This is a genomic window from Actinacidiphila sp. bgisy145 (assembly GCF_057708125.1).
Genome location: NZ_JBYIRL010000029.1, coordinates 1 through 26,328, shown reverse-complemented (window position 1 = coordinate 26,328; position 26,328 = coordinate 1). Strand labels below are relative to the sequence as shown.

Below are 26,328 nucleotides of genomic sequence, written 5' to 3'. Positions count from 1 at the left end.
CCGAACGCCCGGTCGAGGAGCGGGTCAGCACGCCCGTACGGCCTTCCGGTCCCGTTGGTACGCGCCGGGCGGCACACCGATGATCCGGTTGAAGTGCCGGTTGAGGTGGGGCTGGTCGGTGAAGCCGACGGCGGCCGCCGCGTCGGCCGGGGCGGCGCCGGCGTCCAGCAGGCGACGGGCGGTCCGGACGCGCTCGCCGGTCAGCCACGCGTGCGGAGGCAGGCCGTAGGCGGCCTTGAAGGCGCGCAGCAGCGCGAACGGGCCGGTGCCCGTGGCGGCGGCGAGCGCGTCGAGGCCGGGCGGGTCGATCAGGTTCGCGGCCAGCAGGTCGCGGGCCCGGGCGGCGGCTGCGGGGGCTTCCGCACGGCCCGGGCCGCGGCGCACGGCGTCCGCGCTGTGCCGGGCCAGCAGCCGTGCCACCACCAGGCGCAGGAACGTCTCGGCGGCGAGCGCGTCGTCCCGCTCGGCCGCTTCGTGGACCGCGGAGACCAGCCGCGCCGCGGCCGGGTCGGCTGCGACCGGGACGGTGAAGGAAGGAGTACCGCGCAGCCCGCGGGTCTCGGCGGCGACCGCCGACACGACGTCCGCCGACGGGTAGAGGACCCGGTAGCTCCAGCCGCCGGCGGCGCCCGCGTACGCGGTGTGCGGGACCTCCGGATTGACCAGGACGACGCCGCCGGCGCCGACCAGCTCGGCGCCGGCGGGCAGTCCGGTGCCCTGCACTCCCCCGGTGACCGCGGCGATCACGTAGCTGTCGTGGACGTGGCGGGAGAAGGTGTGCCGGACGTAGCGGGCCCGGAGCAGATCGACTCCGGGAAGATCGGGGTGCTCCCAGAATCGGGCCTGCTCACGCGCGGTCATGGGGACATTCTGGCGTGACCGCGCCAGGAGTTGTCCACAGCCGGACGAGCGGCCTTCGGCGCGGTGTCGGTCCCGCGAGGCAGGATGGGGTCATGTCCAGTCCGTCCGCTCCGTCCGGTCCTCCGTCCGATCCGTCCAGCAGCCTCGACTCCTTCTCCCCCGCGACGCGCGCGTGGTTCAGGGGAGCGTTTCGCGAGCCCACCGCGGCCCAGGCAGGCGCGTGGTCCGCCATCGCGGCGGACTCCGACGTCCTGGTCGTGGCGCCCACCGGCTCGGGCAAGACCCTGGCCGCGTTCCTGGCCGCGCTGGACCGGCTGGCCGCCACCCCGCCGCCGGCGGAGGCCCGCCGCCGCTGCCGGGTGCTGTACGTGTCGCCGATGAAGGCGCTCGCGGTGGACGTGGAGCGCAATCTGCGCAGCCCGCTGGCCGGCCTGAGGCAGGAGTCCGTGCGGCTCGGACTGCCCGAGCCGGAGGTGCGGGTCGGCATCCGCTCCGGTGACACGCCCGCGGCCGAGCGCCGTTCGCTGGCCACCCGCCCGCCGGACATCCTCATCACGACCCCCGAGTCGCTCTTCCTCATGCTCACCTCGGCCGCGCGGGAGGCCCTCAGCGGGGTCGAGACGGTGATCGTGGACGAGGTGCACGCAGTCGCGGGCACCAAGCGCGGCGCCCATCTGGCGCTCTCCCTGGAGCGGTTGGACCGGTTGCTGGACCGGCCGGCCCGCCGGATCGGGTTGTCCGCCACGGTCCGTCCGGTGGACGAGGTGGCCCGTTTCCTCTCCCCGCAGCGCCGGGTCGCGATCGTGCAGCCGCCGTCCCAGAAGCGGTTCGAGCTGTCGGTGGTGGTGCCGGTGGAGGACCTGGGCGAGCTGGGCGGTTCGCCGGTGATGGACGCCGCGGAGCACACCGGCCCGGCCGCGGGCGCCGCGCAGCGGCCGTCGATCTGGCCGCATGTCGAGGAGCGCATCGCCGACCTGGTGCAGGCGCACCGCTCCACGATCGTCTTCGCCAACTCCCGGCGCCTGGCCGAGCGGTTGTGCAACCGGCTCAACGAGATCGGCCAGGAGCGCGCCGAGGGCGGGCAACTGCCCGAGGCGCACTCCCCCGCGCAGGTCATGGCGCAGTCGGGTGCCGCCAAGGGCGCGCCCGCGGTGCTGGCCCGCGCACACCACGGCTCGGTGTCCAAGGAGCAGCGGGCGCAGGTGGAGGAGGATCTCAAAGCCGGGCGGCTGCCCGCCGTGGTCGCCACGTCGAGCCTGGAGCTGGGGATCGACATGGGCGCGGTCGACCTGGTGGTGCAGGTGGAGTCGCCGCCGTCGGTCGCGTCGGGGTTGCAGCGGGTGGGCCGGGCCGGCCACCAGGTGGGGGCGGTGTCCACCGGGGTGGTCTTCCCGAAGTACCGCGGCGACCTGGTGCAGTCCGCGGTGGTCACCGAGCGGATGCGGGAGGGGGCCATCGAGTCGCTGCGGGTCCCGTCCAATCCGCTGGATGTGCTGGCTCAGCAGATCGTGGCGATGACCGCCCTGGACACCTGGGACGTGGACGAGTTGCTCGCCCTGGTCCGGCGGGCGGCGCCGTTCGCGTCGCTGCCGCACTCCGCGTACACCGCGGTGCTGGACATGCTGGCGGGCCGCTATCCGTCGGACGCGTTCGCGGAGCTGCGTCCCCGTCTGGTGTGGGACCGGGTGGCCAACACCCTCACCGGCCGGCCGGGCGCCCAGCGGCTGGCGGTCACTTCCGGCGGGACCATCCCGGACCGCGGGCTGTTCGGGGTCTTCCTGGCGGGGGCGGACCCGAAGAAGGGCGGTGGCCGGGTCGGGGAGCTGGACGAGGAGATGGTGTACGAGTCCCGGGTGGGCGACGTGTTCACCCTGGGCACCACGTCGTGGCGGATCGAGGACATCACCCGCGACCGGGTCCTGGTCTCCCCCGCCCCCGGAGTGCCGGGGCGGCTGCCCTTCTGGAAGGGCGACCAGCTGGGGCGGCCGCTGGAACTGGGCCGGGCCCTGGGCCGGTGGCTGCGGGAGGTCGGCGCGCTGTCCGACGAAGCGGCCCGGCAGCGGTTGGGGGCGGCCGGACTGGACCCGTGGGCGATCGGCAACGTCCTGTCGTACCTCGCGGAGCAGCGGCAGGTGTGCGGTCATGTCCCGGACGACCGCACCATCGTCGTGGAGCGGTTCCGGGACGAGCTGGGCGACTGGCGGGTGATCATCCACTCCCCGTTCGGCGCCCAGGTGCACGCGCCGTGGGCGCTCGCGCTGGGCGCCCGGCTCCAGGAGCGCTACGGACTGGACGCGCAGGCCATGCACGCCGACGACGGGATCGTGCTGCGCCTGCCGGACGCCGACCTGATGGGCCTGGACCTGCTGGACACCGATCCGATGGCGGGGGGCGCGGAGTTCGATCCGGAGCAGTCGCCGGTGGGCGCGGGCGACGTGGCCTTCGACAAGGGCGAGGTCGAGCAGCTGGTGACGGACCAGGTGGGCGGGTCCGCGCTGTTCGCTTCGCGGTTCCGGGAGTGCGCGGCGCGGGCGCTGCTGCTGCCGCGCCGCAGCCCCGGCCGGCGGACACCGCTGTGGCAGCAGCGGCAGCGGGCGTCGCAACTGCTCCAGGTGGCGTCGGAGTTCGGGTCGTTCCCGATCGTGCTGGAGGCGATCCGCGAGTGCCTCCAGGACGTGTTCGACGTGCCGGGCCTGGTGGAGCTGATGGGCGACATCGAGGCGCGGCGGGTCCGGCTGGTGGAGGTGACCACGCAGGAACCGTCCCCGTTCGCCCGCTCGCTGCTGTTCGGCTATGTCGCGCAGTTCCTCTACGAGGGCGACTCACCGCTCGCCGAACGCCGGGCGGCCGCACTGTCGTTGGACTCGCGGTTGCTCGCGGAGCTGCTGGGGCAGGCAGAGCTGCGCGAGTTGCTCGACCCGGACGTGCTGGCCGATCTGGACAGCGAGTTGCAGTGGCTCACCGAGGACCGCCGGGTCAAGGACGCGGAGGGGGTCGCGGACCTGTTGCGGGTGCTCGGCCCGCTGACGGGCACCGAGTTGGCGGTGCGGGGGGCGGAGGAGCAGTGGGCGGCCGAACTGGAAGCGGCCAGGCGCGCGATCCGGGTGCGGATCGCCGGGGAGGAGCACTGGGCGGCGGTGGAGGACGCCGGGCGGCTGCGGGACGCGTTGGGCACCGCGCTGCCGGTGGGTGTGCCGGTGGCGTTCACCGAGCCGGTCAAGGACCCGCTGGGAGACCTGCTGGCGCGGTACGCGCGCACGCACGGCCCGTTCACCAGTGGCGAGGCGGCGGCGCGGTTCGGGCTGGGCGGGGCCGTGGCGGACGGCACGCTGCACCGGCTGGCGGCGGCGGGGCGGCTGGCGCAGGGCGAGTTCCGTCCCGGCGGGGCCGGCCAGGAGTGGTGCGACGCGGGGGTGCTGCGCAGGCTCCGGCGCCGTTCGCTCGCCGCGCTGCGGCAGGAGTTGGAACCGGTGCCCCCGGCCACGCTCGGGGTGTTCCTGCCCCAGTGGCAGCATGTCGGCACCCATGGTCTGCGGGGCATGGACGGGCTCGCGCGGGCGGTGGAGCAGTTGCAGGGCGCGGCGGTGCCGGCGTCGGCACTGGAGAAGCTGGTGCTGCCGTCCCGGGTGGCGGGCTACACCCCGGCGATGCTGGACGAGTTGACGGCGTCCGGCGAGGTGCTGTGGGCCGGGGCGGGGCCGCTGCCCGGCAAGGACGGTTGGGTCTCGCTGTATTTGTCCGAAAGTGCGCCCTTGTTGCTGCCGCAGCCGCAGCCGTTGGAGTTGACGGAGCTGCACACGGCGGTCCTCGGCGCGCTGTCCGGCGGGTACGGCCTGTTCTTCCGGCAGATCGGGGAGCAGGTGCGGGCCGCCGGGCTGTCGGCGAGCGATCCGGAACTGGCCGACGCGGTATGGGACCTGGCCTGGTCGGGACGGCTGACGAATGACACGCTCGCCCCGCTGCGGGCTCTGCTCGGCTCGGGCCGCACTGCGGGGGCGACCGCGCACCGGGCACCGCGTTCGGTGCCGCGCGGCCGGTACAGCGCGCTCGCCTCGGCCCGCTCGCCGCGCACCACCGCCTCCCGGTCCGGGCCGCCCACCACCGCGGGCCGCTGGTCCCTGGTTCCCACGCCCGAGGCCGATCCGACCCTGCGGGCGCACGCGCTGACCCACACCCTGCTGGACCGGCACGGCGTGATCACCCGGGGCGCGGTGGCGGCCGAGGGGGTGGCGGGCGGCTTCTCGGCGGCGTACCGGGTGCTGGCGGCGTTCGAGGAGACCGGGCAGGCCCGGCGGGGCTATGTGGTCGAGGGCTTGGGCGCGGCGCAGTTCGCGATGGACGGGGCGGTGGACCGGCTGCGCGCGCTGAACACCGCGCGGGAACAGCAGGAGGGACACCCCGACCAGTCCCGCACCGTGGTCCTGGCCGCCGCGGACCCCGCCAATCCGTACGGCGCCGCGCTGCCGTGGCCGGAGCAGCCGGCGGGCGTCTCCCACAAACCCGGGCGCAAGGCGGGCGCCCTGGTGGTGCTCACCGACGGCGAGCTGACCCTCTATGTGGAGCGCGGCGGCAAGACCCTGCTGGCCTGGCCGCTGGACGAGATACGGGTCGCGGCCGCGGCGGACGCCCTCGCGCTCGCGGTCCGGGAAGGTGCGCTGGGCCGGGTGACGGTGGAGCGGGCCAACGGCGAGTCGGCGCTGACCTCGCCGTTGGGCCGGGCCCTGGAAGCGGCGGGCTTCCACGCCACCCCCCGCGGGCTGCGGCTGCGGGAGAGTCGCTAGCGGGGCCCGCCCCGGCCCGGGCGCGCCCAGCTCCCCTCGGCCCAGCTCCCCTCGGCTCGGCTCCCCTGCACTCCGCTCGGAACACGGGTTCCCGCGTCCCAGGCATCATGGAGGGGTGCCCGAAGGAGACACGGTCTGGCTGACCGCCCACCGGCTGCACGCGGCGCTGGCCGGGCAGCCGCTCGTGCGGGCGGACCTGCGCGTGCCGAAGCTGGCGACCGTGGACCTGGTCGGACGGCAGGTACTGGAGGTGGTGGCGCGCGGCAAGCACCTGATGGCGCGACTCGAGGGCGGCATGACGCTGCACAGCCATCTGCGGATGGAGGGGGCGTGGCATGTGTACGGGGCCGGGGAGCGCTGGCGGGGCGGCCCGGTGCACCAGGTGCGGGCGGTGCTGGGGACAGCCGGGCGGGTCGCGGTGGGTTACCGGCTGCCGGTGCTGGAGCTGCTGCGTACCGAGGAGGAGGGCGAGGCGGTCGGCCACCTCGGGCCGGACCTGCTCGGCCCGGACTGGGACGCGGCCAAGGCGGCCGCCCGGCTGGTGGCGGACCCGGACCGCCCGCTCGGCGAGGCGCTGCTGGACCAGCGGAACCTCGCCGGGGTCGGCAATGTCTACGTCGCCGAGCTGTGCTTCCTGCGCGGGGTGACACCCTGGACACCGGTCCGGGACATGCCGGCGCCGGAGCGGCTGGTGGCGCTGGCCCGGCGGCTGCTGGTGGCGAACAGGGCACGCCCCGGCCATGTGACGACCGGGGACACCCGGCGCGGGCGCACCCACTGGGTCTACGGGCGGGAGCACCAGCCGTGCCTGCGGTGCGGCACCGCGATCAGGTCGGCCCGGCACGGGTCGCAGGCGAAGTCGCAGGATCGGGTCGCCTACTGGTGCCCGCGCTGCCAGCGCGGCCCCGCACCAGGTCAGAGCCCTGGTACGGGGTCCGTACCGCCCGGAGGCTGACCGCCGGGCGGACCGTGGCCCGCCGCCGCGGGGGCGGTGGGCGGCTTGGCGCGACGCCGTACGGGCACCGCGTGCATCGGGATGAGCCCGAGGCTCCAGCCGCCGGCGACGATCGCGGCGTGCAGGCCGCCGGCCGGGCCGCCGGAGGCGCCGGGCCGCGGCAACCCGAACCGCAGGACCGCCAGCCACCACAGCGCCCCGCACGTGACGGCGAGCGCGGTGCGAACGCCCTTCCCGCGCCGGGCCCTGCCCACGCCCTCGGACCCGGCCCCGGCCCTGGCCCTGGCCCTGGCCCTGGCCCTGGCCGCCAGGGTCGCAGGCGCCATGTCCGGAGGCGGCGCGGCTATCGGCCCCGGGCCGAACCGCCGTCCCGACCGTGCCCGCGCCCTCGCCCGCCGCGTGCGGGTCTTCCGAGTGCCGTGCACGGCGCCTCAGACGTTCTCCGCCTGGAACATCCAGTGGAACTTCTCCAGGTCGGCGGTGATGCCGATGAGGATGTCCTGGGTCACCGGGTCCGGCTTGTCCGTGCTCTCGATGCGTTCACGCATCCGGGTGATGCAGGCGTCGAGGGCTGCGACCATGATCTCGACGACCTCGCTGTCCTTGACCCACCCGTCGGTGACCGTGTCGATGCCGCTGGTCTTGGCGACGCTGCCGGCACGGCCGTCGGGGCTCACCCCGATCGCCGAGGCGCGCTCGGCGACGGTGTCGGAGGCGGTGCGGGCGGCATCCACCACGTCGTCGAGCTGGAGGTGGATGGAGCGGAAGCGGGGACCGATGACGTTCCAGTGCACCTGCTTCGCCACGAGCGACAGGTCGATCAGGTCCACCAGGGCACCCTGGAGGGCGTCACCGACGGTCTTGCGGTCCTGCTCGGCCAGCGGGCTCTTCACGACAGTCATGCGCTTGTCTCCTCGCGGATCGACGCGTTGGGGTCTGGCTGATCCCGTTCCGACCCTCTTCGCCTACCCTGCATCCCCGCACCACACATGGCAAAAGACAGCGCCCCGGCCGGCCCCGCCCGCAAGCACCTGCAAGCACGCGTACGCACGCACCCCGAAAACCCGCGAAGCCCCGCCCCGGGACACTGACGTCCCGGGGCGGGGCCCACGCGAAGAGCTCGAAGAGCTTCTAGGCGGCGACGACGTCCACGGCTTCCGCGGACTTCTTCGGCGCCTTGATGGTGATCCGTTCGTCCGGCGCGGACGGCACGGCCGTGACGGAGGTGACGGACGTGACCGCACCCAGCAGCGGCCGCATCGGCGCGGCCGGGGTCTCGGCGGCCGCGGACTGTGCCAGCTCCGCGAGCGACAGGTCGTCGCTGACCTCGCGCATCACCTCGGACATCGGCACGTCCAAGGCATCGCAGATCGCCGAGAGCAGTTCGGAGGACGCTTCCTTCTGCCCCCGCTCGACCTCGGAGAGATAGCCCAGGGACACCCGGGCCGACGACGAGACCTCACGCAGAGTGCGGCCCTGGCGCTGGCGCTGCCGACGCAGCACGTCACCCAACAGGCGACGGAGCAGGATCATCGGTGGCTCCCTCCTCGGACCGCGGATCCGCAACCTTCTCGCCCCACCGTACCGCCTCGGGCACCGCCCGTGCGGGGAGCGAAGACGTGTTCACTCAGGGCTGCAAACATCACTTCCCCCCGTCTTCTTCCCTATCCTTGGCCGCCGATACTCGTACCGGGACCGTTACGTGTGCCCGTTGGGCCCTTGCCGTCCTGCTGTCCTTCGGCCGGGGCCGCGGTGGACTCCGGACCCGCAACCGTACTCCTCCGGAGTTCTCCGGTGAGCAGTTCCAGGACAGCCGCCACCGACGCCTGCCGGATCGCGCCGCGGTCGCCGTCGAGCAGGAGCGGCGCGACGACGGTGCCGTGCGGCCCCGCGGCGGCGACGAAGACGGTGCCGACCGGCTGCCCGTCCTGCGGGGTCGGGCCCGCGACGCCGGTGGTCGACACACCCCAGTCGGCGCCGAGCCGGTCGCGTACGCCCTCGGCCATTGCGCGCGCCACGCCGGCGTCCACCGCGCCCCGTTCGGCGAGCAGGCCGGCGTCGACGCCGAGGAGTTCGTGCTTCAGTTCGGTCGCGTACGCCGTGACGGAGCCGCGGAACGCCTGCGAGGCCCCCGGCACCGCGGCCAGCTCGGCAGCCACCAGACCGCCGGTGAGCGACTCCGCGACCGCGAGCGTCGCCGAGCGGCCCACGAGCAGCCGCAGCGCCTCACGCGCGGCCTCAGCCGCTTTCCCGGCCCCGCCGGGCGGCCCGCCCGGGTGCCCGGCGCTCACACGCCCTGCCGGCGCTCGCGTTCGGCCCCGGACTCCGCGGCCCCACCGGCTGCTGCCTCCGCCGAACCCTCTGCCGAACCCTCCGCCGAACCGCCGGCCGATCCCCCGGCCGATCCCTGCGCTTTTGCCCGCGCCGCCAGCCCGGCCCGCCGCAGCACCACCGCCTGCCGGACGTAGTCCGCGCCGGTCGCCACCGTCAGCACCACCGCGACCGCCATGATCCAGGCCCGGATGCTGGCCAGCGGACCGGTGAGCACCAGGACGTACATGCCGACGGCGACGCCCTGCGTGAGCGTCTTGAGCTTGCCGCCGCGGCTGGCCGGGATGACGCCGTGCCGGATCACCCAGAAACGCATGAGGGTGATGCCGAGTTCACGGAAAAGGATGACCCCGGTGACCCACCACGGCAGGTCGCCGAGTGCGGACAGCCCGACCAGCGCCGCACCCATGATCGCCTTGTCCGCGATCGGGTCGGCGATCTTGCCGAAGTCGGTGACCAGGCCGTAGCGCCGGGCCAGTTCGCCGTCGAAGAGGTCGGTGATCATGGCGATGGCGAAGGCGGCCCAGGCGAAGGAGCGCCAGGCGGGGTCGTGCCCGTCGTCGTGCACCAGCAGCAGGACGAACCCGGGGACCAGCACGAGCCGGGACATCGTCAGCAGGTTCGCGACGTTCCACAGCCCGGCCTGCCCGGCTGTCCGCCGTGCTGCCCCGGTCCGCCCGGCGCCGTCGGCCACGGTCGCCCCGGCCGCTCCGCCGACGCTCCCGCCGGCGATCCGCGCCCCGGTGGAGGCCCCGCTCCGCCCACTGCCGCCGCCGGCACCCGCCGCGGCCGGTTGCGCCGCGGCAGCCGCCCGAAGTCGCGGCGGCGTGGGCTCGGCGCCTCCGCTCATCTGCGCACTCCCTCGGAACACTCCGTGCCCTGCGCACCGGACGCACCGGCCAGTTCGGGCAGCACTTCGGCGATCAGGTCCACGCCCTCGGTGCCCGTCACCTTCGCGGTCACGAACGTCCCGGGCGCCGGCCGCCACACCCCGCCGGAAGCCCCAACGCCCGCCGCACCGGCGGCGTTCCCGGCGGGCGGCAGCAGGATCACCTGTCCGTCGGTCTCCGGGGCCTGGTGGTCGGCGCGTCCGGTGGTCTCGCCGGTCTCCTCGTCGTAGGACTCGACGAGGACCCGGACGGTGGAGCCGAGCCGCTCCTCCGCGCGCTGCGCGGTGAGTTCCTCCGCCAGCCGGGAGACCCGCGCGAGCCGGGCGGCGACCACGTCCTCGTCGAGCTTGTGCGCGAAGCCGGCGGCCTCGGTGCCCTCCTCGTCGGAGTAGCCGAACACGCCGATGGCGTCGAGCCGCGCCTCGCTGAGGAAACGCTCCAGCTCGGCGAGGTCGTCCTCGCTCTCGCCGGGGAAGCCGACGATGAAGTTGGAGCGGACCCCGGCCTCGGGCGCCTTCGACCGGATCGTGTGCAGCAGTTCGAGGAAGCGTTCGGTGTCGCCGAAGCGGCGCATGGCGCGCAGCACGCCCGGCGCGGAGTGCTGGAACGACAGGTCGAAGTACGGCACCACACCCGGGGTGCCGGTCATCACGTCGATGAGCCCGGGCCGCATCTCGGCGGGCTGGAGGTAGCTGATCCGCACCCGCTCCACGCCCTCGACGGCGGCCAGTTCCGGCAGCAGCGACTCCAGCAGGCGGATGTCGCCGAGGTCCTTGCCGTAGGAGGTGTTGTTCTCGCTGACGAGCATGACCTCCTTCACGCCCTGCCCGGCCAGCCAGCGGGTCTCGCCGAGCACGTCGGAGGGGCGCCGGGAGATGAACGAGCCGCGGAAGGACGGGATCGCGCAGAACGTGCAGCGGCGGTCGCAGCCGGAGGCGAGCTTCACGGACGCGACCGGTCCCGAGTCGAGCCGCCGGCGCAGCGGGGCGCGCGGTCCTGACGCGGGCGCGACGCCCTCGGGCAGGTCCGGCACGTCCCGGACGCCGCCTTGTTCGGCAAGCGCGCCGCCTCTGCTCCCGTCGGCCCCGTCGCTCCCGCCGGCCGCGTGGCTCCCGCCGGCCGCGTGGCCCCCGTCCGCCCCAGCCGCGCCCTGGCCGTGCCCGGGCAGCGCCACCGCGCCGCGCGCGCCCTCGCCGCCGGCACCGGAGACCGCGCGCTGCCGCTCCGCGGGGCTCACCGGCAGCAGCTTGCGCCGGTCGCGCGGGGTGTGGGGGGCGTGGATGCCGCCGCCGAGGATGGTGCGCAGCCGGTCGGAGATGTCGGCGTAGTCGTCGAAGCCGAGGACGCCGTCGGCCTCCGGCAGCGCCTCGGCGAGGTCCTTGCCGTACCGCTCGGCCATGCAGCCCACCGCGACGACCGCCTGGGTGCGGCCCTGCGCCTTGAGGTCGTTGGCCTCCAGCAGGGCGTCGACCGAGTCCTTCTTGGCGGCGTCGACGAAGCCGCAGGTGTTCACCACGGCCACGTCGGCGTCGGCGGCGTCCTCGACGAGCCGCCAGCCGTCCGCCGCCAGCCGTCCGGCGAGCTCCTCCGAGTCCACCTCATTGCGGGCGCAGCCGAGCGTGACAAGGGCGACGGTACGGGGTTCGGGCATAGGGACCAGACTACCCGGTGGCCTGTCAGGGGCTTCGCCGCGCGGTCGGCCGAACGCAGGTCCGCCTGCTGCCCGCGCGCGGGCGGCGCCCCAGGTGGGGCCGCCCGCGGGCCCCGGGGACCTGGCCGGTCTCAGCCCTGCGTCGGGTCGCCCGGCGTGTACGTCAGCCGTACGACCTGTCCCTTGTCGCCGGCGGGGCCCAGGTCCTTGCCGTTGACGAAGAGCTGGACCGCGCCCGCGTTGCCGACGATCAGCTTGATCTTCTTGTCGTCGGTCCAGGTCTTGGACTCGCCCTCCTTGAGGGACGCCTGGAAGAGCTGCTTGCCGGTGCCGTCGGTGGCCTGGATCCAGCTCGCGCCGCCCTGCGCGGTCACCTTGACGGTGACCTTCCCGGGCGGTGCCTCGGCGATGGCGCTGCCGGTGTCGGTCGGCTGCGGGTTAGTGGGCGCGCCGTTGCCCTGGGGGGCGGACGTCGTCGTCGCGGGGGCGGTGGGCGAGGCGGTGGCGCTCGTGGTGGACTCGGCGGTGGACTTCCCGCTGCCGCCGCTGCCGCCGCTGCCGCTGACCGCGGTGTACCCGACGAAGCCGATGACGGCCACGATCGCGGCGACCATGGCGGCGGTCCAGTTCGGGCGGCGCGGCTCGGACTTGATGCGCTCCGCCTCGTACAGCGGTGCGACCGGGGGCGGCGCGGAGTCGGTGTCGTGGTCGGCGGCGTACTGGGCGACCAGCGGGTCGGGGTCGAGTCCCACCGCGCGGGCGACGGCGCGGATGTGGCCGCGGGCGTAGACGTCGCCGCCGCAGCGGGAGAAGTCGTCCTGCTCGATCGCCTGGAGGATCGGCACCCGCACCCGGGTGGCGGTACTGACCTCGTCAACGGTCAGTCCCGCCTCGGTACGGGCCTGGGCGAGGGCGCGGCCGACCGAAGGACGGTCGGCGGGGGGCGAGTTGCCGATGGACACGAGGGCGCCTTTCGAGCGTGCAGCCGCCTGCTGGAAGGTCAGTCTAGGGGCGGTACGAATCACCGGGGCAGGTGGTCTGGGGGTTGGGGCCGCGCCCGCGGGCAGGTGGGGTGTCCGCGGGACGACGGTCGTCCGGCCTGTACAGCTTGACGCGTGGACCGGAGAAACGGTTGCCCTTGAACGTGCCCCGACTCGGCCGGGATCACACGTGCCACGACTCCACTTGTGTGACGAATGGTACGCACGTCCGGGTGCGTCCGCGGGTAGCTCCGCCCGGCGGCCCGCGCCGCCCGCGGCGGGGTGCCGCCGGGGCGTCTCAGGCCGGTGCGTCGCCGCCGCGGATGACCGCCAGCACCCCGTCCAGCTCGTCGCCCTTGACCAGCACGTCGCGTGCCTTGGAGCCCTCGCTCGGGCCGACGATGCCGCGCGACTCCATCAGGTCCATCAGCCGCCCTGCCTTGGCGAAGCCCACCCGCAGCTTGCGCTGGAGCATCGAGGTGGAGCCGAACTGCGTGGAGACCACCAGTTCGGCCGCCTGGCACAGCAGGTCCAGGTCGTCGCCGATGTCCTCGTCGATCTCCTTCTTGGGGCCGCTGCCGACGGTGACGTCGCTGCGGTAGGTCGGGGTGAGCTGCGCCTTGCAGTGCTCGACCACCTTGGCGATCTCGTCCTCGGTGACGAACGCGCCCTGCATCCGGATCGGCTTGTTCGCGCCCATCGGCAGGAACAGCCCGTCACCCTTGCCGATGAGCTTCTCCGCGCCGGGCTGGTCGAGGATGACCCGGCTGTCGGCGAGGGAGGAGGTGGCGAAGGCGAGCCGGGAGGGCACGTTGGCCTTGATCAGGCCGGTGACGACGTCGACGCTCGGCCGCTGGGTGGCCAGCACCAGGTGGATGCCGGCGGCGCGGGCGAGCTGGGTGATGCGGACGATGGAGTCCTCCACGTCGCGCGGCGCGACCATCATCAGGTCGGCCAGCTCGTCCACGATCACCAGCAGGTAGGGGTACGGGGTCAGTTCCCGTTCGCTGCCCTCGGGGGTCTTGGCCTTGCCCGAGCGCACCGCCGCGTTGAAGTCGTCGATGTGCCGGAAGCCGTACGCGGCGAGGTCGTCGTAGCGCAGGTCCATCTCGCGCACCACCCACTGGAGGGCCTCGGCGGCGCGCTTGGGGTTGGTGATGATCGGCGTGATCAGGTGCGGGATGCCCTCGTAGGCGGTCAGCTCCACCCGCTTGGGGTCGACCAGCACCATCCGCACCTCGTCCGGGGTGGCCCGGCACATCACGGAGGTGATCAGGCAGTTGATGCAAGAGGACTTGCCGGAGCCGGTGGCGCCGGCGACCAGGACGTGCGGCATCTTCGTGAGGTTGGCGACGACATAGCCGCCTTCGACGTCCTTGCCGAGCGCGACGGTCATCGGGTGGTCCTCGCCGGCGGCGTCGGCCGAGCGCAGCAGGTCGCCGACGTTGACCATCTCGCGGTCGCTGTTGGGGATCTCGATGCCGACCGCGGACTTGCCGGGGATCGGGCTGATGATCCGCACATCGGGGCTGGCCACGGAGTACGCGATGTTCTTGGCGAGCGCGGTGATCCGCTCCACCTTCACCGCGGCGCCCAGCTCGACCTCGTACCGGGTGACCGTCGGGCCGCGGGTGAAGCCGGTGACGACCGCGTCGACCTTGAACTCCTTGAACACCTGGGTCAGCGAGGCGACGACCGCGTCATTGGCCGCGCTCCTGGTGCGGCCGGGGCCGCCGCGCTCCAGCAGGTCCAGGGAGGGCAGCGCGTAGGTGATGTCGCCGGACAGCTGGAGCTGCTCGGCACGCGGCGGCAGCGGAGGCTCGCCGTCGGTGCGGTCCGGCGCCTTGGTCAGGTCGGGGACGGAGCCGGCGGTGTCCTGGCCGCCGGTGTCATCGGCGCGGGCGGCGGGCACCGGCTTCGTGAGCCGGCTGGTGAGGTCGGCGACGAGCGGGGAGGGCTGCACGCCGTGCAGCACCGCGCCGTCCAGGGCCGCGGCCGCCGCGGCGGCGACGTCCACCGGGTCGAGGTCGAGGTCCTCGCCCTTGGCCGCGGGCGCCGGCTCGGCACGCTTGCGGGACCTACGGCGCGGCTTGTCCTGCTCCTGCGGGCCGGGCCCGCCCATGCCCGAGCCGGCCTCGTCGCCGTCACGCTCTATGTCGTACGGGTCGGCGTCGGCGCCCTGGCCGGCGCGGGACTTCGTCAGGCGGGCGGGCACCCGGCGCACCGGCGAGTCGTCCTCGTCCGCGCCGGCGGAGAACCCGGAGGCGGCGTCCGCGCCGTCGTCGAAGAAGTCCTCCAGCGGAATCGCGTCGGGGTCCGGCGGCGGCGCGTACAGGCCCACCCGGACACCGGCGGCCCGCAGCCGCTGCGGGATGGCGTTGACCGGGGTGGCGGTGACCACCAGCAGCCCGAAGACGGTGATCAGCACGAGCAGCGCCGCGGCGAGTGCGGAGCCGACCGTGTAGTGCAGGGGCGCGGCCGCGGCCCAGCCGATCAGGCCGCCGGCGTCGCGCAGCGCCTGGGCGCCGTCGGCGCGGGACGGCGCGCCGCAGCCGATGTCGATCAGGCCCAGCACGCCGAGCACCAGCGCGGACAGGCCGATCACGATCCGGCCGTTGGCCTCGGGCTGCTCGGGGTGGCGCATCAGGCGGACGGCGACCGCGCCGACCAGGAACGGCACCAGCAGGTCCAGACGCCCGAAGGAGCCGGTGACCAGCAGCGCGACCAGGTCGCCGACCGGGCCGTCGAGGTTGGACCAGGTGCCGGCGGCGACCACCAGGGTCACGCCGAGCAGCAGCAGCGCCACGCCGTCCTTGCGGTGGGCCGGGTCGAGGCCGCGCGCACCGCGCCCTATGCCGCGGAAGATCGCGCCGACGCCGTGGGCGATGCCCAGCCACACCGCGCGCACCAGCCGGTACAGGCCGCCGGTGGGTGAGGGCGCGGCCGCGGGCGCGGGTCTGGCCGCCGCGGCCTTCTTGGCGGGCGGTCGGGCGGCAGCGCTCTTGGCCGCGGTCTTGGCCGCGGGCTTCTTCGCCGCTGCCTTCTTGGCCGGAGGCCGCGCCGCGGCTTTCTTGGCGGTGCCGGACGTACGGGGGGCCATGGGCCGAGGTTACCGCCCTTGTGATCGAGTGACACGCCTGCACGGGGATACGCCCGTTCGTGTCGGAACACGCCGGGCGCCGGGTTGACGCCGCGTCACGTGCCGGGCGCGTCCGGCGTTGCGGGCGACCGGTGGGCGGGCGGGCGGTGCGCGGGCGGCGGGCCGGGGCGTCCTGGCCCGCGGCCGCCCGCGCCGCCGCCTCAGCCGCTGTGCTGCCGGCCCAACTCGCCGCCGCCGCCCGGGCCGCTGGGGTCCAGCGCGTCCAACGCCCGGCGCAGCCCGGTGAGTTTGCGCTCCAGGTGGGCGGCCGTGGCGACCGCCGCGGCGTCCGCGCTGCCGTCGAGCTGCTTGCCGAGCGCCTCGGCCTGCTCCTCCACGGCGGCCAGCCGCGCGGACAGCTCCGCGAGCAGGCCGACGGACTCCTTCGCGCCGGCGGCACCGGCCGCCTCGACCGCGGCGCCGGACGGCGCGCCCTGCTCCAACTGCAGCCGCAGCAGCGCCGCCTGCTCGCGCAGCTGGCAGTTCTTCATGTACAGGTCCACGAACACCGAGACCTTGGCGCGCAGCACCCACGGGTCGAACGGCTTGGAGATGTAGTCCACCGCGCCCGCCGCGTAGCCGCGGAAGGTGTGGTGCGGGCCGTGGTTGATCGCGGTGAGGAAGATGATCGGGATGTCCCGGGTGCGCTCCCGCCGCTTGATGTGTGCCGCGGTCTCGAACCCGTCCATGCCCGGCATCTGGACATCGAGCAGGATCACCGCGAAGTCGTCGGTCAGCAGCGCCTTGAGCGCTTCCTCCCCTGACGATGCACGTACCAGGGTCTGGTCCAGCGCCGAGAGGATCGCCTCCAGCGCCAGCAGATTCTCCGGCCGGTCATCGACCAGGAGGATCTTGGCCTTTTGCACCACGCCATGCCCTCCTCGCCCCGGCTTGGGGCCTCCCCGACTCGCAACGCCGACGGAAGCGCCGATCGCCGCCCCCGGGGGCAGCAATGTCCCGCCGCCCGTCCTTGTGCCGGTCATGGTAGTCGCACCCTGCCGGTCGCCACACCCTGTCACCGCCACGTCACTGAGCACATAAGGGAAACGCAAGCGGAGACCGTAAGGTTCCCAGATCCCGGGCGACTCACACCTCACTTGAGTGCTCAAGTCGGCAAAATATTCAGCCATCTTCGCGCAAAGTCGATCATCGGACCGCGCCCGGCCGCCCGCCGGCGGCTCACCGGGCGTGCATCCAGTCCGCCATGAGCGCCAGCAGGTGGTCGGTGTCGACCGGCTTGGTCACGTAGTCCGACGCGCCCGACTCGATCGCCTTCTCCCGGTCGCCCTTCATCGCCTTCGCGGTGAGGGCGATGATCGGCAGCCCCGCGAACTGCGGCATCTTTCGGATCGCCGCGGTCGTCGCGTACCCGTCCATCTCCGGCATCATGATGTCCATCAGCACCACGGCGATGTCGTCGTACTGCTCCAGGACGTCGATGCCCTCGCGGCCGTTCTCCGCGTACAGCACCGTCAGCCCGTACTGCTCCAGCACGCTGGTGAGCGCGAAGACGTTGCGGATGTCGTCGTCGACGATGAGGACCTTCTCGCCGCTGAAACCGCCGTTGAAGGCCGGGTACGGGCCCCCGTGCGCCGTCTCGCGCGCCGCGGTGTCCGCGTCGGCCTCAGCGCCTGACGGGGCGCCCGCCCGGCCGTTCGCAGCGGCACCCGAGCCACCCGTCGCGCCCGACCCGCCCGCCGCGCCGGACCCGCCGGACCCGCCGTACCCGGACCGCCCGGCCCCGCCGTCGCCGCCGCCCGCGCCGTTCCCGCCCTGCTCCGGCCGGGTCGGGCCGGGCGCGGGCTGCGCGGAGCGGCGGCGCAGCCGGGCCAGGCTGCTGCCGGGGCTGCGGGTACGGCCCGGCGCCCGCTGCTCGCCCTCCAAGTCCTCACCGTCGCCGATCGACGGCTGCGGCTGCACCGGCAGCGTGTCGCCGAGGCTCAGCGGCAGGTACAGCGTGAACGTCGAGCCGCGGCCGGGCTGGCTGTCGGCGTGGATCTCACCGCCCAGCAGGCGCGCGATCTCCCGGCTGATCGACAGCCCCAGACCGGTGCCGCCGTACTTGCGGCTGGTGGTGCCGTCGGCCTGCTTGAACGCCTCGAAGATCACCAGCATCTTGCTCGCCGCGATACCGATGCCCGTGTCGGACACCGAGAACGCGATCAGCGGCTGGTCGGGGTCGCGCAGCGTGCCCGCCTCCAGCAGCTGCTCCCGGATCGACTGCGGCGCGTCCGGCCCGGCCGGCCGGATCATCAGCTCCACCGACCCGGAGTCGGTGAACTTCACCGCGTTCGACAGCAGGTTGCGCAGCACCTGGAGCAGCCGCTGCTCGTCGGTGTGCAAGGTGGCCGGCAGCTCCGGCGAGACCCGCACCGAGAAGTCCAGGCCCTTCTCCGCCGTCAGCGGCCGGAACGTCGCCTCCACGTAGTCCACCAGCTGCACCAGGGCGATCCGGGTCGGCGAGACGTCCATCTTGCCCGCCTCGACCTTCGTCAGGTCCAGGATGTCGTTGATCAGCTCCAGCAGGTCGGAGCCGGCGCCGTGGATGGTCTCGGCGAACTCCACCTGCTTCGGCGAGAGGTTGGCGTCCGCATTGTCCGCCAGCAGCTTGGCGAGGATCAGCAGCGAGTTCAGCGGCGTCCGCAGCTCGTGCGACATGTTCGCCAGGAACTCCGACTTGTAGCGCATCGACACCGCGAGCTGCTCGGCGCGCTCCTCCAGGACCTGCCGGGCCTCCTCGATCTCGGTGTTCTTCACCTCGATCGCGCTGTTCTGCTCCGCCAGCAGCTCGGCCTTCTCCTCCAGCTCCTCGTTGGAGCGCTGCAACGCCCGCTGCCGGTTCTCCAACTCGTCCGAGCGCTCCTGGAGTTGCTCGGTCAGCTCCTGCGACTGCTTGAGCAGCCCCTCGGTCTTGGTGTTCACCGAGATCGTGTTGACGCTGATCGCGATGATGTCGGTGATCTGGTCGAGGAAGTCCTTCTGGATCTGCGTGAACGGCTGGAACGCGGCCAGCTCGATCACCCCCAGCACCCGCCCCTCGAAGAGCACCGGCAGCACGATCACATGGGCCGGCGGCGCCTCGCCCAGCCCCGAGACGATCTTCAGGTATCCCGGCGGCGCCTGCTCGATCAGGATCGAGCGCTTCTCCACCGCCGCCTGCCCGATCAGCCCCTCGCCCGGCAGGAACACCGACGACATCGTGCGCCGCGAGAAGCCGTAACTGCCGATCAGCGCCAGCTCGTACTCCTCACCGGACTCCGCGGTGTCCCGCGCGAGGAAGAACGCGCCGTGCTGCGCCGACACCACCGGCGTCAGCTCGCTCATGATCAGCGCCGCCACGTCGCGCAGGTCGCGCCGCCCCTGCATCAGACCGGAGATCCGGGCCAGGTTGCCCTTGAGCCAGTCCTGCTCCTTGTTGGCGAGCGTCGTCTCGCGCAGGCGCACGATCATCGTGTTGATGTAGTCCTGGAGCTCCAGGATCTCCCCGGCCGCGTCCACGTCGATCCGCAGGTTCAGATCGCCGCGGGTCACGGCCGTGGCCACCTGCGCGATGTTGCGCACCTGCGAGGTCAGGTTGTTGGCCATCAGGTTCACCGACTCGGTGAGGTCCTTCCAGATCCCCGACACGCCCGGCACCCGCGCCTGCCCGCCCAGCCGCCCCTCGGTACCCACCTCGCGGGCGACCCGCGTCACCTCGTCACCGAACGCCGACAGCTGCCCGACCATGGTGTTGATCGTGGTCTTCAGCTCCAGGATCTCGCCGCGCGCGTCCACGTCGATCTTCTTCGACAGGTCACCGCGCGCCACCGCCGTCGTCACCTGCGCGATCTGCCGCACCTGACCGGTCAGGTTGGACGCCATCCCGTTGACGGACTCCGTCAGGTCCTTCCAGGTGCCCGCGACCCCCGGCACCCGCGCCTGGCCGCCGAGGATGCCCTCGGTACCCACCTCGCGCGCCACCCGGGTGACCTCGTCACCGAACGCCGACAGCGTGTCCACCATCGTGTTGATGGTGTTCTTCAGCTCCAGGATCTCGCCCCGGGCGTCCACGTCGATCTTCTTCGTCAGGTCGCCGTTGGCGACCGCCGTGGCCACCGAGGAGATCGACCGCACCTGCGACGTCAGGTTCGACGCCATGCCGTTCACCGAGTCGGTCAGGTCCTTCCAGATGCCCGACGCGTCACGCACCCGCGCCTGACCGCCCAACTGGCCCTCGGTACCCACCTCGCGCGCCACCCGGGTGACCTCGTCACCGAACGCCGACAGCGTGTCCACCATCGTGTTCACCGTCGTCACCAGCGCGAGGATCTCGCCCTTCGCGTCGACCGTGATCTTCCGCGACAGGTCCCCCGCCGCCACCGCCGACGTCACATCGGCGATGTTGCGCACCTGGGAGGTCAGGTTGTTCGCCATGAAGTTGACCGACTGCGTCAGGTCCTTCCACGTACCGCTGACGCCCTTGACCTCCGCCTGGCCGCCCAGAATGCCCTCGGTACCCACCTCACGGGCCACCCTGGTCACCTGCTCCGCGAACGACGACAGCTGGTCCACCATCGTGTTCAGGGTGTTCTTCAGCTCCAGGATCTCGCCCTTGGCGTCCACGTCGATCTTCTGCGACAGATCACCGCGCGCCACCGCCGTCGCGACCTGGGCGATGTTGCGCACCTGGCCGGTCAGGTTGCCGGCCATGAAGTTCACCGAGTCCGTCAGGTCCCGCCACACACCGGCCACACCCGGCACCTGCGCCTGACCGCCCAGCCGCCCGTCCGTACCCACCTCACGGGCCACCCTGGTGACCTGCTCCGCGAACGACGACAGCTGGTCCACCATCGTGTTGATGGTGTTCTTCAGCTCCAGGATCTCGCCCCGCGCGTCCACGTCGATCTTCTGCGACAGGTCACCGCGCGCCACCGCCGTCGTCACCTGCGCGATCTGCCGCACCTGCGACGTCAGGTTGCCCGCCATGAAGTTGACGGAGTCCGTCAGGTCCTTCCAGGTACCCGACACCCCGTCCACCCGGGCCTGACCGCCCAGCCGCCCCTCGGTCCCCACGTCCCGCGCCATCCGCGTGACCTGCTGCGAGAACGAACTCAGCTGGTCCACCATGGTGTTCACGGTGTTCTTCAACTCCAGCATCTCGCCGGAGACATCCACCGTCACCTTCTGCGACAGATCACCGTTCGCGACCGCCGTCGTCACCTGCGCGATGTTCCGCACCTGGGCCGTCAGGTTCCGGAACGCGTTGTTGACGGAGTCCGTCAGGTCCTTCCACGTCCCCGCCGCACCCGACACCTGCGCCTGGCCGCCCAACTGGCCCTCGACACCGACCTCGCGCGCGACCCGCGTCACCTCGTCACCGAACGCCGACAGCTGGTCCACCATCGTGTTCACGGTGTTCTTCAACTCCAGCATCTCGCCGGAGACGTCCACCGTCACCTTCTGCGACAGATCACCACCGGCCACCGCCGTCGTCACCTGCGCGATGTCCCGCACCTGCGCCGTAAGGTTCCGGAACGCGGTGTTCACCGAATCCGTCAGGTCCTTCCAGGTGCCCGCCACCCCCGGCACCTGCGCCTGACCGCCGAGCTGGCCCTCCGCGCCGATCTCCCCCGCGACCCGCGTCACCTCGTCGGCGAACGTCCGCAGCGTCTCCGTCATCGCGTTGATCGTCTCGGCCAGCTGCGCGACCTCGCCCCGCGCCCCGATGGTGATCTTCTGCGTCAGATCGCCGTTGGCGACCGCCGTCGTCACCTGCGCGATGTCCCGCACCTGAGCGGTCAGATTGCCCGCCATCAGGTTCACCGAGTCCGTCAGGTCCTTCCAGACCCCGGCCACCCCCGGCACCTGCGCCTGGCCGCCCAGCTCACCCTCGGTGCCCACCTCACGCGCCACCCGCGTCACCTCGGACGAGAACGACGAGAGCTGGTCCACCATCGTGTTGACGGTGTTCTTCAGCTCCAGCATCTCGCCCGCGACATGCACCGTCACCTTGCGCGACAGGTCACCCTTCGCGACCGCCGTCGTCACCAGCGCGATGTCCCGCACCTGCGCCGTCAACCGGTACGCCATCGTGTTGACCGAGTCCGTCAGGTCCTTCCAGGACCCGGACACGCCCCGCACCCGCGCCTGCCCGCCGAGCTTGCCCTCGGTGCCGACCTCGCTCGCCACCCGCGTCACCTCGTCGGTGAACGCCGACAACTGGTCCACCAGGCCGTTGACCGTCCGGCCCACCTTCAGGAACTCCCCGCGCAGCGGATGCGCCGACCCGTCCGCGTTCTGCGCCCGCAGGTCCATCCGCTGCTCGAGATCGCCCTCGGCCACCGCCGACAGCACCCGCCCGACCTCCGACACCGGCCGCACCAGGTCGTCCACCAGCGCGTTCGACGCCTCGATCGCCGCCGCCCACGCACCCTCCGACGGCCCCGTCTCCAGCCGCTCGGTCAGCTTCCCGTCCCGGCCCACCACCCGCCGCACCCGCGCCAGCTCACCGGTGAGGTGCTGGTTACGGTCCGCGACCTCGTTGAAGACCACCGCGATCTCCGCCAGCGGCCCGTCCCCCGACACCGGCAGCCGCTTGCGGAAGTTCCCGTCCCGCATCGCCGACAGCGCCCCCAGCAGCTTGGTGAGCGCCGCCGAGTCCACCTCGACGGTCCCACCCCCACGGGATCGCCCGTTCTTCGTACGCGTGACCGTGGCCCGCGCCGACGCGCCAGACTCCACCGTGTGCCTCCCGGAGGGTCGACCGACCCGCAGATGAGCAAGCTTGCAACCTTCAGAACATGCCCAGTGTTTCACTACGGCCCACCCCTCCCATAACAGTTCGGCCGCATCCGCGGAACTGCGACCACGATCGGGGTGGAAACACGGGTAACCGGCGCACACACGGTCGGTGCGGGTAGGTAACGTGAACGGTGCTGCCCAGCCGGAAGGTCCAGCCTCCCGACGGGCGCACAGGCAGGGGAGCCGCCGAGTGACGTTCCAGCAACCCGGAAACGCCCCGGCAGCCGCGGGCGCCCCGCCCGCCCGGACACGAACCATGAGGAGATCGGTGATCACGGCGCGTGCAGCGGCCACCTTCGAACCGGTGGGACGGTCCGTCGCGATCGCCCGCGCCTTCGTCCGCGACACCCTCCACGGCTGGGGCTTCGCCGACGTGGTCGACGACGCCGTCGTCCTGACTAGCGAACTGGTCACCAACGCGGTCGTCCACGCCGGCACCGCCGCCGACGTGCAGTGCCTGCGGTACGACACCGCCGTCCGCGTCGAGGTCGCCGACCACTACCCCGAGCGCGAAGTCCCCATGCAGACCCGCGGCCGCCAGTTCCGCGAGACCGACAACGAAGGCGGCCGCGGCCTGCTGCTCTGCTCCGCCCTGGCCAGCCGCTGGGGCGTGGAGTACTCCGCCGCCGGCAAGTACGTCTGGTTCCAGCTCGAACTGCCCCAGCGCCCCACCGGCACCCGCTCCGCCGGCCCGGTCCTGCCCACCGCCAGCCTCCCCGTCGCCGACGAGAGCGTCCGCGTCGCCGTCGTCCAGGTCGACCGCGCGGGCACCATCACCCGCTGGAACGACGACGCCACCGACCTGTTCGGCCACACCGCCGCCGACATCGTCGGCAAGTCCCTCGCCGACCTCGCCGCCTGGCCGCAGACCCCCGGCACCGGCATCGGCCTCGCCGACGCCCTCCAGCTCTCCCGCTGGGAAGGCACCTACGGCCTGCGCGACGCCGGCGGCCGCGTCCTGCCCGTCTACGGCTCCCACCTGCGCGTCCGCGACACCGCCGGCGAACCCTCCACCGTCTGCCTGCTGGTCCGCGCCGAGGAGCGCGCCGTCCTCCAGACACCCAACCGCGGCAGCCACGGCACCGACCCCCACGCCTCCCAGCGCGGCAAGGCCACCGACGCCTTCGAGGTCTTCATCGGCTCCCCCGCCCCCGACGACCTCGACGGCCTCCTCCAGCGCACCGTGGAACGCGCCCGCGACATGCTCGACGGCGACGCCGCCTACCTGCTGCTGGCCACCGACGACGAGACCGAACTCGAAGTGCGCGCCTCCACCGGCCTGCCCTCCGCCCGCCAGCGCTTCGCCCGCGTCCCCGTCGAAGCCGGCACCGGCCGCTACGGCAGCGCCCGCATGCCCGCCGTCCACGAGGACCTCACCGCCGTACCCGGCGCGGTACCACTGCTGTCCGGCACCGGCATGCGCTCGGTCGTCACCGTCCCGCTCAAGGTCGAAGGCCGCCTCACCGGCTCCCTCGGCGTCGCCGCCGAAGCCCCCGGCCGCTACAGCAACCAGGAGGCCCTGCGCCTCCAGTTCGCCGCCGACCGGATCGCCCTGGCCGTCGAGAGCGCCCGCCTCACCGAACTCGAACGGCTCCGCCGCGGCTCGCTGTCCTTCCTCGTCGAAGCCTCCGACCTGCTCGCCGGCACCCTCGAACGCGACCAGACCCTGGCCCTCATGGCCCAGATGACCGTGCCCACCCTCGCCAGCTGGTGCGCCGTCTACACCATCGCCGAGCAGTCCGAACCCGAACTCGCCTTTGTCCTCCACGAGGACGAGGACCGCATCGACGGCATCAAGGCCCTGCTCCAGCAGGTCCGACCGCCCGAGCCCGACCCCACCCCCGGCGCCCGGATCTGGACCGCGCCCTCCGACGCCGCCCACTCCAGCGCGCTGCGCGCATCCCTGCGCAGCCTCGGCGTCGGCACCACCCCCGGCGCCCGCTCCACCACCACCCCGGGCGTCGCCCTGGCCACCGCCGCCGCCGTCGGCGGCGAAACGGTCGTGCTGCCCCTGGTCGCCCGCAACCGCGTGATCGGCATGCTCACCCTCGGCAAGCCCACCGACGAACGCTTCCGGCAGGAGATCCTCGAACTCGCCGAGGACCTCTCCCGCCGCGCCGCCCTCGCCCTGGACAACGCCCGCCTCTACAGCGAGCGCACCGCCATCAGCCAGGCCCTCCAGCGCAGCCTGCTGCCGCCCGAGCTGCCCCACATCCCCGGCGTCGAGGTCGAGGTCGTCTACCGCGCCGCCGGCGAGGGCAACGAGGTCGGCGGCGACTTCTACGACCTCTTCCCGATCCGCGAGGGCTGCTGGGGCTTCGCCATCGGCGACGTCTGCGGCACCGGCCCCGAGGCCGCCGCCGTCACGGGGCTGGCCCGGCACGCCCTGCGCCTGCTCGCCCGCGAGGGCTTCGGCGGCCCCTCCGTCCTGCAACTCCTCAACGCCGCCATCCTCGACGAGGGCGCCCGCAGCCGCTTCCTGACCCTCCTGTACGGCGAGCTGTGGCCCCGCGAGGACGGCAGCGCCGAACTGCGCATGGTCTGCGCCGGGCACCCGCTGCCGCTGCGCCTGCGCCCCGACGGCAGCGTGGAACCCGCCGCGGAACCGCAGCCCCTGCTCGGTGTCATGGACGACCTCGACCTCTACGAGCAGTCCGTCACCCTCGACCCGGGCGACGTCCTGCTGTGCGTCACCGACGGCGTCACCGAGCGCCGCGAGGGCAGCCGCATGCTGGGCGACGACGGCCTCGCCGACGTCCTGGCCACGTGTACGGGCCTGACGGCCGGCGCGGTCGCCGCGCGCATCCAGCGGGCCGTGGAACGCTTCGCCGCGGACGCGCCCTCCGACGACATGGCGATCCTCGCGATGCGGGTCCCCACGCTGCCGACGCCCTGACCTTGGCGCGCTGACTCCGGCGCGCACGGAAAAGGCCCCCGCCGAACGGCGGGGGCCTTTCCTTTTCGCAGAGCCCCAATACGGAATCGAACCGTAGACCTTCTCCTTACCATGGAGACGCTCTACCGACTGAGCTATTGGGGCGCGTCGATGGGAAGATCGTAGCCCATCGACGGCCGTGCGCGAAAACGGCCGTCGGACGATGGTCAGACGATCCCACCGAGCCGGTTGCAAACCGTCGCCATGTGGGTCAACTCGCGCTGGGTCAGGGCCGAGTGGACCGGCAGCGACAGCGAATCGGCGGCCACCAGCTCGGTCTGCGGCAGCTCCGCCGGCGGGGCGGCCCGGTGCGCCGGCATCCGGTGCACCGGCACCGGTACGGCCAGGGTCGCGCGCACCCCGCGCACCGCGAGCGCCCGCAGGTAGGCGTCCCGGTCCGGCCGGCCGTTGCCCGGCACCCGCACGGTGTACTGGTGGTAGAGGTGGTGCGCGCCAGGCTCGGTGTACGGCACCACGACCCCGGTGAGCGCGGAGTCCAGGAAGCGGGCGTGGGCCCGGCGGCGGGCAACGGCGCCGATGTCCTCGCTGCTCGGGGTCTCCTCGACCACGGCGAGCCCGTGCCGGCTCGCAAGGCCCTCCAGGCGGTCCATGGGGGCGGGGTGCCCGAAGACGTTCACCGGCAGCAGGGCGGCGGTGCGGGCGGTGACGCAGGCCGCCACGGACGCGGGGTCCACGCAGAAGGTCCGGGGATCGATGTCGGCGAACACGGGGGTGGCCCCGGCCAGCCGGGTCCCGTCGGCGGGCGCGCCGGGACCGTACGACGGCACGATGACCTCGTCGCCGCGGCCGATGCGGAGCGCTTTCAGGGTGTCGCGCACCGCGGTCGCGGTCATCTCGCAAGCGATCCCGGGCCGCCGTCCGGCAGTCGTCATCTGCTGCACGTCTCCACACCTCCGCCTGTCGGGGTGCCCAGGTTCCCGTTGCGACGTGAACATGAGGGTAACGAGCAGCAAAAAGGCCCCAACCCCCGGGACAAGCCTCGGGGGTTGGGGCCTTATTCAAAT

The 26,328-nt window shown here is 73.2% G+C and carries 15 protein-coding genes and 1 tRNA gene; 3 read left to right on the top strand and 13 right to left on the bottom strand.

The genetic code is table 11. The annotated features are described in order from the left end of the window. Window positions 1-24 precede the first annotated feature (24 nt). Complete coding sequence (locus AC3ERT_RS24680) at window positions 25-861, bottom strand: AraC family transcriptional regulator (protein ID WP_435176860.1); 837 nt, start codon at window positions 859-861, stop codon at window positions 25-27. A 92-nt stretch (window positions 862-953) separates the two neighbouring features. On the opposite strand from AC3ERT_RS24680, the gene AC3ERT_RS24675 reads away from it, so the two are divergent. Together AC3ERT_RS24675 and AC3ERT_RS24670 are read left to right on the top strand one after the other, a co-directional pair. Next, complete coding sequence (locus AC3ERT_RS24675) at window positions 954-5,642, top strand: ATP-dependent helicase (protein WP_435176858.1); 4,689 nt, start codon at window positions 954-956, stop codon at window positions 5,640-5,642. Between the two features lie 115 nt (window positions 5,643-5,757). After that, on the top strand, window positions 5,758-6,597 hold the full coding sequence (locus AC3ERT_RS24670) for a DNA-formamidopyrimidine glycosylase family protein (RefSeq protein ID WP_435176856.1): 840 nt from the start codon (window positions 5,758-5,760) through the stop codon (window positions 6,595-6,597). Here AC3ERT_RS24670 and AC3ERT_RS24665 read toward each other — a convergent pair. From AC3ERT_RS24665 to AC3ERT_RS24620, 10 genes are all read right to left on the bottom strand, one after another. Next, window positions 6,558-6,923 (bottom strand): hypothetical protein, encoded by a 366-nt coding sequence (locus AC3ERT_RS24665; RefSeq protein WP_435176854.1) that lies wholly within the window; start codon window positions 6,921-6,923, stop codon window positions 6,558-6,560. The genes AC3ERT_RS24670 and AC3ERT_RS24665 overlap by 40 nt on opposite strands. 105 nt (window positions 6,924-7,028) lie before the next feature. Next, a complete protein-coding gene (locus AC3ERT_RS24660) occupies window positions 7,029-7,499 on the bottom strand; it encodes a Dps family protein (protein ID WP_435176852.1) in 471 nt (156 codons plus the stop codon). Between the two features lie 229 nt (window positions 7,500-7,728). Next, window positions 7,729-8,130 carry a helix-turn-helix domain-containing protein gene (locus AC3ERT_RS24655; protein WP_335978875.1) on the bottom strand — a complete coding sequence of 134 codons (402 nt, stop codon included), beginning with the start codon at window positions 8,128-8,130 and terminating at the stop codon, window positions 7,729-7,731. 131 nt (window positions 8,131-8,261) lie between these two features. Then, complete coding sequence (locus tag AC3ERT_RS24650; RefSeq protein WP_335978874.1) at window positions 8,262-8,888, bottom strand: CinA family protein; 627 nt, start codon at window positions 8,886-8,888, stop codon at window positions 8,262-8,264. Further along, on the bottom strand, window positions 8,885-9,778 hold the full coding sequence (pgsA, locus tag AC3ERT_RS24645) for a CDP-diacylglycerol--glycerol-3-phosphate 3-phosphatidyltransferase (RefSeq protein WP_435176850.1): 894 nt from the start codon (window positions 9,776-9,778) through the stop codon (window positions 8,885-8,887). Before pgsA ends, AC3ERT_RS24650 begins: the two co-directional genes overlap by 4 nt. Then, complete coding sequence (gene rimO, locus AC3ERT_RS24640; RefSeq protein ID WP_435176848.1) at window positions 9,775-11,469, bottom strand: 30S ribosomal protein S12 methylthiotransferase RimO; 1,695 nt, start codon at window positions 11,467-11,469, stop codon at window positions 9,775-9,777. Before rimO ends, pgsA begins: the two co-directional genes overlap by 4 nt. A gap of 131 nt (window positions 11,470-11,600) precedes the next feature. Continuing rightward, window positions 11,601-12,431, bottom strand: a complete 831-nt coding sequence (locus AC3ERT_RS24635; protein ID WP_435176846.1) for a helix-turn-helix domain-containing protein — start codon at window positions 12,429-12,431, stop codon at window positions 11,601-11,603. A 316-nt stretch (window positions 12,432-12,747) separates the two neighbouring features. Continuing rightward, entirely contained in the window at window positions 12,748-15,549 is a 2,802-nt protein-coding gene (locus AC3ERT_RS24630; protein WP_335978865.1) for a DNA translocase FtsK, read from the bottom strand. Between the two features lie 200 nt (window positions 15,550-15,749). Further along, window positions 15,750-16,457: a response regulator gene (locus AC3ERT_RS24625; RefSeq protein WP_335978864.1), complete on the bottom strand. Its 708-nt coding sequence runs from the start codon at window positions 16,455-16,457 to the stop codon at window positions 15,750-15,752. 310 nt (window positions 16,458-16,767) lie between these two features. After that, a complete protein-coding gene (locus AC3ERT_RS24620) occupies window positions 16,768-22,308 on the bottom strand; it encodes a HAMP domain-containing protein (RefSeq protein WP_435176844.1) in 5,541 nt (1,846 codons plus the stop codon). 328 nt (window positions 22,309-22,636) lie between these two features. Here AC3ERT_RS24620 and AC3ERT_RS24615 point away from each other — a divergent pair, with 328 nt between their 5' ends. Further along, window positions 22,637-25,264, top strand: a complete 2,628-nt coding sequence (locus AC3ERT_RS24615; RefSeq protein WP_335978860.1) for a SpoIIE family protein phosphatase — start codon at window positions 22,637-22,639, stop codon at window positions 25,262-25,264. 71 nt (window positions 25,265-25,335) lie between these two features. On the opposite strand, the gene AC3ERT_RS24610 is transcribed toward AC3ERT_RS24615, so the two are convergent. Then, window positions 25,336-25,408 (bottom strand) — tRNA-Thr (locus AC3ERT_RS24610). A 62-nt stretch (window positions 25,409-25,470) separates the two neighbouring features. Beyond that, window positions 25,471-26,196: a DegT/DnrJ/EryC1/StrS family aminotransferase gene (locus AC3ERT_RS24605; RefSeq protein WP_435176842.1), complete on the bottom strand. Its 726-nt coding sequence runs from the start codon at window positions 26,194-26,196 to the stop codon at window positions 25,471-25,473. Between the last annotated feature and the right edge of the window lie 132 nt (window positions 26,197-26,328).

Excerpts from the sequence above, each read along its gene's own strand:
- AC3ERT_RS24675 (WP_435176858.1), top strand. The coding sequence starts at position 954 with ATGTCCAGTCCGTCCGCTCCGTCCGGTCCTCCGTCCGATCCGTCCAGC.
- rimO (WP_435176848.1), bottom strand. The coding sequence starts at position 11,469 with ATGCCCGAACCCCGTACCGTCGCCCTTGTCACGCTCGGCTGCGCCCGC.
- AC3ERT_RS24660 (WP_435176852.1), bottom strand. The coding sequence starts at position 7,499 with ATGACTGTCGTGAAGAGCCCGCTGGCCGAGCAGGACCGCAAGACCGTC.
- pgsA (WP_435176850.1), bottom strand. The coding sequence starts at position 9,778 with ATGAGCGGAGGCGCCGAGCCCACGCCGCCGCGACTTCGGGCGGCTGCC.
- AC3ERT_RS24680 (WP_435176860.1), bottom strand. The coding sequence starts at position 861 with ATGACCGCGCGTGAGCAGGCCCGATTCTGGGAGCACCCCGATCTTCCC.
- AC3ERT_RS24665 (WP_435176854.1), bottom strand. The coding sequence starts at position 6,923 with ATGGCGCCTGCGACCCTGGCGGCCAGGGCCAGGGCCAGGGCCAGGGCC.
- AC3ERT_RS24655 (WP_335978875.1), bottom strand. The coding sequence starts at position 8,130 with ATGATCCTGCTCCGTCGCCTGTTGGGTGACGTGCTGCGTCGGCAGCGC.
- AC3ERT_RS24605 (WP_435176842.1), bottom strand. The coding sequence starts at position 26,196 with ATGACGACTGCCGGACGGCGGCCCGGGATCGCTTGCGAGATGACCGCG.
- AC3ERT_RS24630 (WP_335978865.1), bottom strand. The coding sequence starts at position 15,549 with ATGGCCCCCCGTACGTCCGGCACCGCCAAGAAAGCCGCGGCGCGGCCT.